This window comes from Pelagibacterium sp. (assembly GCF_965249125.1).
Lineage (GTDB): Bacteria > Pseudomonadota > Alphaproteobacteria > Rhizobiales > Devosiaceae > Pelagibacterium.
Genome location: NZ_OZ252217.1, coordinates 747,452 through 757,139 on the forward strand (window position 1 = coordinate 747,452; position 9,688 = coordinate 757,139).

At 61.8% G+C, this 9,688-nt stretch carries 12 protein-coding genes; 5 read left to right on the forward strand and 7 right to left on the reverse strand.

Features of this window, described 5'->3' with window-relative positions; all coding sequences use genetic code 11:
* Positions 1–54 precede the first annotated feature (54 nt).
* From ACP148_RS03710 to ACP148_RS03720, 3 genes are all read right to left on the reverse strand, one after another.
* Positions 55–696 carry an NrsF family protein gene (locus tag ACP148_RS03710; protein ID WP_421951248.1) on the reverse strand — a complete coding sequence of 214 codons (642 nt, stop codon included), beginning with the start codon at positions 694–696 and terminating at the stop codon, positions 55–57.
* A complete protein-coding gene (locus tag ACP148_RS03715) occupies positions 693–1,229 on the reverse strand; it encodes a sigma-70 family RNA polymerase sigma factor (protein WP_421951249.1) in 537 nt (178 codons plus the stop codon). Before ACP148_RS03715 ends, ACP148_RS03710 begins: the two co-directional genes overlap by 4 nt.
* A gap of 187 nt (positions 1,230–1,416) precedes the next feature.
* Positions 1,417–2,180 (reverse strand): IS5 family transposase gene (locus ACP148_RS03720; protein WP_421951250.1). Its coding sequence is split into 2 segments (ribosomal slippage): positions 1,417–1,853 and positions 1,853–2,180, totalling 765 coding nucleotides; the frame shifts between segments, so codons are not numbered across the junction.
* Between the two features lie 86 nt (positions 2,181–2,266).
* On the opposite strand from ACP148_RS03720, the gene ACP148_RS03725 reads away from it, so the two are divergent.
* The 3 genes from ACP148_RS03725 to ACP148_RS03735 all read left to right on the forward strand — a co-directional run bounded on the left by ACP148_RS03725 (position 2,267) and on the right by ACP148_RS03735 (position 4,318).
* Entirely contained in the window at positions 2,267–2,620 is a 354-nt protein-coding gene (locus ACP148_RS03725; RefSeq protein WP_421951251.1) for a hypothetical protein, read from the forward strand.
* A 73-nt stretch (positions 2,621–2,693) separates the two neighbouring features.
* Positions 2,694–3,533: a cytochrome b/b6 domain-containing protein gene (locus ACP148_RS03730; RefSeq protein WP_421951252.1), complete on the forward strand. Its 840-nt coding sequence runs from the start codon at positions 2,694–2,696 to the stop codon at positions 3,531–3,533.
* Positions 3,530–4,318 (forward strand): molybdopterin-binding protein, encoded by a 789-nt coding sequence (locus ACP148_RS03735; protein ID WP_421951253.1) that lies wholly within the window; start codon positions 3,530–3,532, stop codon positions 4,316–4,318. The genes ACP148_RS03730 and ACP148_RS03735 overlap by 4 nt, the downstream gene beginning before the upstream one ends.
* A 15-nt stretch (positions 4,319–4,333) precedes the next feature.
* Here the strand turns inward: ACP148_RS03735 and ACP148_RS03740 are convergent, their stop codons facing one another.
* The 3 genes from ACP148_RS03740 to ACP148_RS03750 form a co-directional block, all read right to left on the reverse strand.
* Positions 4,334–4,834 (reverse strand): ureidoglycolate lyase, encoded by a 501-nt coding sequence (locus tag ACP148_RS03740; RefSeq protein ID WP_421951254.1) that lies wholly within the window; start codon positions 4,832–4,834, stop codon positions 4,334–4,336.
* Positions 4,831–5,658 carry a bifunctional allantoicase/(S)-ureidoglycine aminohydrolase gene (locus tag ACP148_RS03745; RefSeq protein WP_421951511.1) on the reverse strand — a complete coding sequence of 276 codons (828 nt, stop codon included), beginning with the start codon at positions 5,656–5,658 and terminating at the stop codon, positions 4,831–4,833. Before ACP148_RS03745 ends, ACP148_RS03740 begins: the two co-directional genes overlap by 4 nt.
* A gap of 1,269 nt (positions 5,659–6,927) precedes the next feature.
* Positions 6,928–7,251, reverse strand: coding sequence for an ArsR/SmtB family transcription factor (locus tag ACP148_RS03750; protein WP_421951255.1), 324 nt, complete (start codon positions 7,249–7,251; stop codon positions 6,928–6,930).
* Positions 7,252–7,300: 49 nt separating this feature from the next.
* On the opposite strand from ACP148_RS03750, the gene ACP148_RS03755 reads away from it, so the two are divergent.
* Complete coding sequence (locus ACP148_RS03755; RefSeq protein ID WP_421951256.1) at positions 7,301–7,762, forward strand: SRPBCC family protein; 462 nt, start codon at positions 7,301–7,303, stop codon at positions 7,760–7,762.
* A 14-nt stretch (positions 7,763–7,776) separates the two neighbouring features.
* Positions 7,777–8,160, forward strand: coding sequence for a YybH family protein (locus tag ACP148_RS03760; protein ID WP_421951257.1), 384 nt, complete (start codon positions 7,777–7,779; stop codon positions 8,158–8,160).
* Here the strand turns inward: ACP148_RS03760 and puuE are convergent.
* Positions 8,157–9,575 (reverse strand): allantoinase PuuE, encoded by a 1,419-nt coding sequence (gene puuE, locus ACP148_RS03765; RefSeq protein WP_421951258.1) that lies wholly within the window; start codon positions 9,573–9,575, stop codon positions 8,157–8,159. The two genes, ACP148_RS03760 and puuE, sit on opposite strands and share 4 nt — an antisense overlap.
* Positions 9,576–9,688 lie beyond the last annotated feature (113 nt).

Genomic DNA, 9,688 nt, shown 5'->3' on the forward strand with positions numbered 1-9,688 from the left:
GAAAGCAGAAATTTGACCGGGTGGTCAATTTATGACGGGTTTGTCACATTCGGCCTACCAGCGCAGGAGTGTCCGGCCCAGCAGCGCGCCCGACAGCGCGACAAGGCCGACCCCCACCGAATACCAGAGCGCCAGAAACAGCATCCCGTTTTCCCCGCAATGGAAAGCATAGACCGATGCGCCCGCACCGCCGGATGCAAGTCCGACGGCCAGACCGGCCAGAGTGGGGTTGGCCGGCGCGAGGCGGCGCATGACAGCCAGCAAGATGGCCAGCACCGGGGCAGAGAAGGCAACAATGAACAACGGGCAGACCAGTGCCGTACTGCCAACGGCCAGCACGGGCTTCATCGCTTCGGAGGCGTTGCCCCATTGCCAGAGCCCGCCGGCCAGCGCGAGAAGGAAGACGCCGCCCACGGCCCAAAGGCCCGGCCAGCTGTTTTTCTCGGGGCGCGACAGCGCCATGGCCGCGGCGAGGCCCAGCAGGGCCAGCACGCTCGTATAGCCGAGCTTGATCCAGAACATCGCGGTGGCCGGGGCCGTCACGATATCGGCGCGCAGGCCGATCCAGGGCACCATTGCCGCCATTGCCATGACGATGCCGGCGATCACGGCGCCCAGCATCATCCATTGCGCCGCGCCGCGCCGCGTCGGGCGCAGATCATCGACCAGGCGATCGATCAGATCGGGGCTGTTCATCGCCTGTCTCCTGCAAAACGCGCCATGAGCGCCTTGAGCCCGCGGTGGATGGCGAGTTTGGCGGCGCCCTCGCTCATGTTGTGGGCCGATGCGGCTTCGGCGACCGAGGCCCCCTCGACCTTGACCTTGCGGATCAGCGTCGAAGTGCGCTCCGGCAAGGTGCCGAGCATCCGGTCGAGATCGTGGGCGGAGAGGTCTCCGGACGGCACGATACCGGCCATTTCATCGTCCAGCGGCACTGTGGGGCGGATGGAGTGGCGGCGCAAATGGTCGACCAGCTTGTAGTGGGCAATGGCGTGCAGCCAGGCGGTGAAGGGCCGGGCCACGTCATAGGTCAGACGTCTCGTATGCACGGCCAAAAGTGTCTCCTGAATCAGATCCTCGACATTGGCGGCATGGGTTGGAGCCAGTCGCCGACCAAAATAGATGCGCAGATAATGGGTCAATTCGCCGAGAAGCTCCCGATAGGCCGGCTTGTCGCCCTCGAGGGACAACAGCACGAGCGCGCGGAGCCGCGTTTCGAGTGAATCCATATGCATCAGGCTCCTATTCGTCCCACGCCATCCAAACGTTACAGCGCGAGTGCGAAATAATCGAGTTCGGAACACGATTTCGTGAGGGTGTAACCGGAGTTGAACCGCAAACGAATGTTGAGAACGTACCGTATCTGTGAGCTGCGGTCGCAACCCCAAGGGAGACTAGGCTGTGGTGACGATTTAATCATTTAAGCCACAGCATGACGCTGGCAATTTTGACGAAGCCTAGGAAGTGGGCGGCTCGCTTGTCATATCGAGTTGCGATGCGGCGCCACTGCTTGAGCTTGGCGAAAAAACCTTCGATGCCCCAGCGTTGCCGATAGGCGATCTTGTCGTAGCCATGTTGGTATTTGCGGTGGCGGCGGGGCGGGATCACTGGCTCGCCGCCTTCATCGAGAATGACATCATGGAGGCTATCGGCGTCATAGGCCCGGTCGGCGAGAACTTTGCCCGCGGCCAGTCCGGCGACCAGATCGCAGGCGGGTGCCATATCATTTTGCTGACCCGGCCCGAGCGCAAAGCGGACCGGCAGGCCAAGCGCATCAACTACGGCATGGAGCTTGGTGCCGAAACCGCCACGGGAGCGACCGAGAGCCTGGGTTTGCGCTCCCCCCTTTTTCGCCGCGCCCCTGCGGCCTGGGCCTGGGCGCGGATCACTGTGGCGTCGATGGCCAACCATTCGAGATCGGGAGCGTTTGCGACCGCCTCGAACAGACGATCAAACACGCCCATCTCGATCCAGCGGTAATAGCGCCGCTTGACCGTCTGGTAAGGACCGAACCGGTCTTCGGGCAGATCGCGCCAGCGGCCACCAGACCGGGCCATCCACAAAAGCGCATTGAAAAACCGACGCCCATCACTACGTGGGCCGCGCTTGCCCTTGCGACCGCCCGGGACAAACGGCTTGATCTGTTCCCACTGATCGTCGCGTAAAATCTCGCCATCCATCGCTGACCTCCCAAAAGTCAGCGTTGAATCTGATTTGCCGCGATGTGGGAATCCCAAAACATTAAATCGTCACTACAGCCTAGACAATGTTCAACAAAACGATCTTTGCCGCCGCCGTTCTCGCCCTGGCCCTGCCGGTTACCGCCGTGCAGGCCCAGGATGCGATGGCTGGAGATGCTATGGCGGGCGACGCCATGGCAGGCGACGGCATGGCCAGCGACTCGATGGCCAGCGACTCGATGGCGAGCGATTCCATGGCCATGGAGTCCATGGCCTCGATGATGTCGGACGACGATCTTGCGCTCTGCATCGAACAGGCCCGGGCCATCACATTTGCGCAAGTGGCCGCGACTGCCGAAGAAGCATGTCATATGGTGCACAATGGCGAAAACATGGACGCCGACCCGATGGCCGGGGATGCTATGGCGCCCCAGCAGTGAGCCTGCTCTAATATCGCTTCGCCCCGAACGGCTGGTGCCACGGGGCGAAGCCGTCCGACACAGGGAGAGCAATATGTCCGAAGCGCTACGCCCGGAGACGACCGCCAGCCAGGTCATCAAACGCCAGTCGATATGGACGCGGCTCACCCATTGGGTGTGGGTGATCTGCCTGTTTTTCCTGCTGCTGACCGGGCTGCAGATCTTCAACGCCCACCCGCGCCTTTATGTCGGGCAGGAATCGGGGTTCGAGTTTCCCAATTCCATCTTGTCCATGAACGCCATCCGCAATCCCGACGGATCGATTTCGGGGATCACGACGATCTTCGGCCAACGCTTCGATACGACGGGCGTGTTCGGCTATTCTGGTCCCGAAGGCCAGGAGCGGGTGCGCGGCTTTCCCGCCTGGGCCACCATTCCGTCCTATCAGGATCTCGCAACGGGCCGCGTTGTGCATCTGTTCTTCGGCTGGGTGCTGGTCGGCACCATGTTCGTTTGGTTCCTCGCCAGCCTCGTCAACGGGCATTTGCGGCGCGACATCATTCCGACGGCCAAAGACATCAGGTCGCTGCCATCGGACGTGGCCGCCCATGCGCGGCTGAAATTTCATCACAGGCGGCACTACAATGTGCTGCAAAAGCTCAGCTACGCCATTGTGCTGCTGATCCTGTTCCCGCTGATCGTTCTGACGGGACTTTCCATGTCGCCGGGCATGAACGCGGCCTGGCCGTGGCTCATCGAAATCTTCGGCGGCCGGCAGACGGCGCGGACCATCCATTTCATCACAATGGCGTTGCTGGTGACGTTCTTTGTCATCCACATCGCCATGGTGGTGCTGGCCGGACCGCTCAACACGATGCGCTCGATGATTACGGGCAAATACAGGATCGAACCCGAAACGGAGGGAGAGAAATGAAGCGCTTTTCAGTGCAGCGGCGAAAATTCCTCACGGCGTCGGCGGCGGGCATTGCCGGTTTGACGCTGGCGGGGTGCGAACAGTTCGATTCCCTGTTGCGGCCCGGCCATCCGGTGCGCGATGCGCTGGCCTCGGCCAATGATCTGACCCTTGCCGCGCAAAGGCTACTTCTGGGCGATGAGACGCTGGCCAAGGAATTTGCCGAAAGCGAAATCCGTCAGGGCATGCGCCCCAACGGAACCACCGATCCGCAGGAAGCCGACTATCTGGCGCTGCGGAACAATGATTTTGCCGATTACCAGCTTGTGGTCGATGGGCTGGTCGAAGCCCCGCAATCATACTCGCTCGAGCAGTTGCGCAACATGCCATCGCGCACCCAGATCACCCGGCACGATTGCGTCGAGGGCTGGAGCTGTATCGCCAAATGGACCGGTGTGCCGCTGGCAAATATCCTTGACGAGGTCCGGCCCACGGCCAATGCGCGCTATTGCGTGTTTCACTGCTACGACAATTACGGGGGCGGGCTCTCGGCCTCGCCCTATTACGAAAGCGTTGACCTGATCGATGCGCGCCATCCCCAGACCATTCTTGCCTACGGCATGAACGACGGCGCCCTGCCGGTGCGCAATGGCGCGCCGGTCCGGGTGCGGATCGAGCGCCAGCTCGGCTACAAGATGGCCAAATATCTGCGCCGCATCGAACTTGTCGACGATTTCGGCCAGTTGCACCGCGGCAAGGGCAGCTATTGGGCCGATCACGGCTATGATTGGTATGCGGGGATTTAGGCGCCAACCTCCCGATCAGGGTTTGGATAGCTCGACGATATAGGGCACATCGAAGACATATTCCTCGAGATTGTCGCCATCGCCGCCGCGATCGACCACGAGGAAATCGCCTTCCTGATCGAGCGTCGTCAAAACGCCATGCCAGATATTGCGTCCGATATTGATGCCCATTCCGGAGGCTGTGAGGAAGGCAAGCGGTGTGCCGGGCACGCCATCTTGGTCGGGGGCGACGATCACGAGGAAGGGGCGGGGATGGAGTGGCATGAAGGCCTGTGAACCCAGCGGGTGACGTTCGACCAGCGCCAGGCGCAACGGCAGCTCATAGGGCTTGCCGCGAAAGATCGAGATCAGCGTTCGTCCGTTTTCGCCGCCGATCTCGACATTGGCCAGGTCGTGGAAGCGTTCGGTCATGCCGTTGTTGATGGTGTAGTGATGCGCGCCCTCGATCGTCAGCACCTGCCCGAACGGGGCGAACGCTTCTTTGGTCAGTGGCGCTGCAATGATCGTTTTCGTCATGGACGGCCCAGCTTCATGTGCCGGTTGACGTCCTTGTAGAGCAGGTAGCGGAAGGGCCCCGGACCGCCCGCGTAGCAGGCCTGCGGGCAGAAGGCGCGCAGCCACATGTAGTCGCCCGCTTCCACTTCCACCCAGTCCTGGTTGAGCCGATAGACCGCCTTGCCTTCAAGAACATAAAGCCCGTGTTCCATGACATGGGTTTCAGCAAATGGGATGACCGCTCCCGGTTGTAAGGTGACGATATTGACGTGCATGTCGTGGCGCAAATCAGCAGGATCGACAAAACGCGTCGTTGCCCATGCTCCGTCGGTGTCGGGCATGGGGATCGGCTCAACCTCCTGATCGGAGGAGACGAAAGCGGGCGGGGTGTCGAGCCCATCGACCTTTTCGTAGACTTTGCGAATCCAGTGGAAGCGGGCAGGCGCCGCGCCGGTGCTGCGCAGGGTCCATTCGGTGGCCGGCGGGATATAGGCATAGCCGCCGGCCGCCAGCGTGTATGTGGTTCCGGCCAGCGAAAGCGAAATCTCACCGGCGGTGACGAACAGCACCGCCTGGGCCTTAGGGTCAGGCTCGGGCCGGTCGCTGCCACCGCCGGGCGCGACCTCCATTATGTATTGGGAGAAGGTTTCGGCAAATCCCGACAGCGGGCGGGAGATCACCCACAGCCGCGTCTTGTCCCAGAAGGGCAGGTAACTGGTCACGATATCGCGCATGACGCCCCTGGGGATCACCGCATAGGCATCGGTAAACACCGCTCGGTCGCTCAGGAGCTGGGTCTGTGGCGGTAGCCCGCCGGGGGCGGATGCATAGGGGCGATCGGTCATCATGAAACGCTTGTCGGTCAATCGAAATGATCAGACTGACAGTGCCGAGCCCGATTTGGCAATATGGGCAAGGAGAGAAACTCGCGCGTGGCCGCTGCAGAGCTGCAATTGAGCACCGCAGTAGTGGTGCGCCCCTCGCGCTTCACCCCGCCTCCTCGCTTCCCCGGTCCCGGCTTTCGCCGGGATAAACTCCAGCCGGGGCCCATGTGCCTGTCCATTCGCACCGAAGTGTCGGCAAGGCTGCTGGGTCCCGGATCATGTCCGGGACAGCGATGGGGAGAGGGGAAGCCTACGAAAACCTTTTCGCCAACGTATATCCCACCCCCTTCGTCATCCTCGGGCCCGCCCCCGGCGGCTCCATCACCGCCGCTCACCCCACCCCGCGTCATCCTCGGGCCCGCCCCCCGCAGCTCCATCACCGCCGCTCATCCCACCCCTTCGTCATCCTCAGGCCCGCCCCCGGCGGCTCCATCACCGCCGCTCATCCCACTCCCTTCGTCATCCCCGGGCCCGCCCCCCGGCGGCTCCATCACCGCCGTTCACCTCACCCCCTTCGTCATCCCCGGGCCCGCCCCCCGCAGCTCCATCGCCACCACTCACCCCACTCCCTTCGTCATCCTCGGGCTTGACCCGGGGATCCGCAGGGCGTCCGCACGCGCGGCAGAAGTGGTGCTCGTTGGCGCGTCATCGGTCCCCAACCCCTTCACCGGCTGCCTCGCCGCATCAGATCCCCGGGTCAAGCCCAAGGATGACGCGGGTGAAGGTGGAAGCGCCGCGCAAAAAACTTATCCCCGCGCCCAGACACTCGTGCCATTCTCCCCCCACGGTGTCGCCAGGGACGAGGATGCATACGAGCTTCCGGCTAGACCGATCCGGGTTCCATGCGGGTCGCCGCAGGGAAGGCCCAAAGCGGACGGATGGCCGGACGAGGAACCAGGCGTTCCACGTCGTACTCCCGAAAGGGAGAGGGGCACCGACGGGAGGTTGGCAGGGAAAGTGGGGACCGGTTTCCCGGTTCGCCAACCGACCCACTAAAAATGCCAATATCCCGGACGACAAACCCCAGCCCGAGACGCCGCCATAAGCCAAAAACCCCGGATGCGTGGGGCGATGATCGCTTCATATAAAAACTAAATCATGCGGAGCGCTCATCGCCCCATGCCGTCTGTCTGGAGCGCTTCCAGAAAAAGTGGGAACCGGTTTTTCGGTTCGGAAGCGCGACCAGCAAGAAAGTCAGCAAGCCGAGGCCATTGGCCGTCGGAGGGTTTGTCATGCCTTCAATTCACCCTCCAGCCGCGACATCAGTCCGGCGGCGTTGCGGGCGTAGTCGCCGATCCAGCGGTCGTGGATGGATTTGATGGGAAGGGCATTGAGATGGTTCCAGCGCTCGCGGCCTTCCTTGCGGGCCACGATCAGTCCGGCGGTTTCGAGCACCTTCATGTGCTGCATTACGGTGCAGCGGTCGACCTGGGGAAACAGAGCGACGAGCTGGCCCGTGGTTTTCGGTTCGTCCTTGAGGGCATCGAGGATCGCCCGCCGTTTCCGGTCGGCCAGGGCTTTGAAAATGACGTCCGAATCATCATCGCTTGACATGTTATAAATTTATAACATAATGGGCGGAACGCAAGCGGGAGTTGACGATATGGACTTCAAATTCACGGTATCGGGCCGGATTTCAAAGCCGGTCCATGAGGTGTTCGAGGCGGTGGCCGACCCGAAAAATCTCTCGGGCTATTTCACAACCGGGGGTGCCAGGGGCCGCCTGGAAACCGGTGCCACGGTCACTTGGGACTTTCACGATTTTCCCGGCGCGTTCCCGGTCAACGTTGTCGAGGTCGTGCCGGACGAAAAGATCGTCCTCACATGGGGTGCTGCGCCTGAAGGCGACGAGACGGGCGATTACGACACCACGGTCACCATGACTTTCGCGCCGCTCGACGACAACACGCGCACACTGGTTTCGATCACAGAAGAGGGTTGGAAACAGACCGAGACGGGGCTGAAATCATCCTACAACAATTGCGAGGGCTGGACCGGCATGCTTGCAGCCATGAAGGCTTATGTCGAACACGGCATCAATCTGCGCGAAGGCTTTTACAAATAGGTGGGGAGACAGTGATGACAGACGACGAAACGCAGATCCGGGCGCTGGTGCAAACGTGGATGGATGCCACGATCGCGGGTGACGCGGCCGCAGTGCTCGCGTTGATGGCCGACGATGTGGTCTTCACCGTTGTCGGCAGTGAGCCATTCGGCAAGGAGACGTTCGCGACGCTGTCGCAAGGCAATCCCACCGGGATGTCCATCGACGGGACGAACGAGATCATTGAGCTCAAGGTGCTCGGCGATTGGGCCTTCACCCGTAACAAGATTTCGCTCGTCGTGCGAACTGACGGTAATCCGCCGATGTCGCGGTCCGGCTATACGCTGACCTTGTTCCGCAAGGATGCGGACGGCAAATGGCGTCTGGCGCGCGACGCCAATATAGTCACCGCCGATTAGTCGGCATAAAGCGCCTCGATCCGCAATTGCGCGATGCGTTCGACCTGCGCGCATGCGGTAGCGAACTCGGTATTCCGGTCGTTTTCCAGGCGATTTTTGAACGCTTCGAGGATCGTGGATTTGGTGTTGTCACGCACGGCGATGATGAAGGGAAAGCCGAATTTCTCGACATAGCGCGTGTTGAGGTCGGTGAAGGTTTCCCGCTCGTCGTCGGTCAAGGCATCGAGGCCGGCCGAGGCCTGCTCGGCGGTCGAATCCGCGGTGAGCCGTTTGGCGGCGGCCAGTTTTCCGGCGAGGTCGGGGTGGGCGTTGAGCACGCCGAGCCGTTCGTCGTCCGATGCCATGCGGAACTGGTTGCGCAGGGCAAAGTGGATGCCGAGCGGGCTGTCATTCGCCGGCCCGAGTTCGGCTTCCCAGGCGCGCTGTGCAATGAAGGGGGAATGTTCGAACACCCCGCCGAAGGTTGCCATGAAGCTCTCGGCGTCCATCTGCGAGGGTGCCAGCGCGGGCGGCTGGTAGGGGTGATGGTCGGCCCAGTGCCGGGCGATATCGATCCGCTTTGCCACCCAGACCTTGTCGAACTCCTTGATGTAGTCAACGAACCGCTTGAGCCCCTCGAACCGTCCCGGCTGTCCCACCAGCCGGCAATGAAGCCCGATCGACATCATCTTGGGGCTTCCCTCTTCGCCTTCGCGATAGAGGCAGTCGAAGCTGTCCTTGAGCGCCTGAAAAAACTCTTCGCCATTGGCAAAGCCCGAAGCGGTAACGAACCGCATATCGTTATTCGCCAGCGTGTAGGGGATGATAAGCTGTGGTCTTGCGTTGTGAACGCGCCAATAGGGGAGGTCGTCGTCATAGGTATCTGAGATATAGGCAAGGCCGCCCTGTTCGGACACCAGGTCCACGGTGTTGATCGAACAGCGCCCCGTATACCAACCAAGCGGCCGCGAGCCCGTCGCGACGGTGTGCAGGCGCACCGCTTCGGCGATCTGGGCGGCTTCTTGTTCGCGCGGCATGTCCTTGTGCTCGACCCATTTGTAGCCATGGGAGGCGATTTCCCAATCGGCGTCGAGCATGGCCTGCACCTGGAGCGGCGCGCGCATCAGGGCGGTGGCGACGCCATAGACCGTTACGGGCAGGTTGTTTTGCGTGAATAGCTTATGCAGCCGCCAGAACCCGGCGCGGGCGCCGTATTCATACATGGATTCGATGTTCCAGTGCCGCGCCCCGGGCCATGGCGCCGCGCCCACAACATCGGCGAGAAAGGCCTCCGACGCCTCGTCGCCATGCAGGATGTTGTTTTCCCCACCCTCCTCGTAATTGAGGACGAACTGGACCGCGATATTGGCGCCGCCCGGCCAATCGGCGCGGGGCGGGTTGGGGCCGTAACCGGCCAGATCGCGGGGATATCGCATGGCGCACTCCAGGGCGGGCAGAGAAAACAGGAGCTTACCTTAGACACAAATTTTTGGACCATGTGGTAAAAAATTCTGCGCCCGCCCCCTTTCGCGGGGAAATTTTTGGGTTG

Excerpts from the sequence above, each read along its gene's own strand:
- ACP148_RS03730 (WP_421951252.1), top strand. The coding sequence starts at position 2,694 with ATGTCCGAAGCGCTACGCCCGGAGACGACCGCCAGCCAGGTCATCAAA.
- ACP148_RS03710 (WP_421951248.1), bottom strand. The coding sequence starts at position 696 with ATGAACAGCCCCGATCTGATCGATCGCCTGGTCGATGATCTGCGCCCG.
- ACP148_RS03750 (WP_421951255.1), bottom strand. The coding sequence starts at position 7,251 with ATGTCAAGCGATGATGATTCGGACGTCATTTTCAAAGCCCTGGCCGAC.
- ACP148_RS03715 (WP_421951249.1), bottom strand. The coding sequence starts at position 1,229 with ATGGATTCACTCGAAACGCGGCTCCGCGCGCTCGTGCTGTTGTCCCTC.
- ACP148_RS03740 (WP_421951254.1), bottom strand. The coding sequence starts at position 4,834 with ATGACGAAAACGATCATTGCAGCGCCACTGACCAAAGAAGCGTTCGCC.
- ACP148_RS03725 (WP_421951251.1), top strand. The coding sequence starts at position 2,267 with ATGTTCAACAAAACGATCTTTGCCGCCGCCGTTCTCGCCCTGGCCCTG.
- ACP148_RS03745 (WP_421951511.1), bottom strand. The coding sequence starts at position 5,658 with ATGACCGATCGCCCCTATGCATCCGCCCCCGGCGGGCTACCGCCACAG.
- ACP148_RS03755 (WP_421951256.1), top strand. The coding sequence starts at position 7,301 with ATGGACTTCAAATTCACGGTATCGGGCCGGATTTCAAAGCCGGTCCAT.
- puuE (WP_421951258.1), bottom strand. The coding sequence starts at position 9,575 with ATGCGATATCCCCGCGATCTGGCCGGTTACGGCCCCAACCCGCCCCGC.
- ACP148_RS03760 (WP_421951257.1), top strand. The coding sequence starts at position 7,777 with ATGACAGACGACGAAACGCAGATCCGGGCGCTGGTGCAAACGTGGATG.
- ACP148_RS03735 (WP_421951253.1), top strand. The coding sequence starts at position 3,530 with ATGAAGCGCTTTTCAGTGCAGCGGCGAAAATTCCTCACGGCGTCGGCG.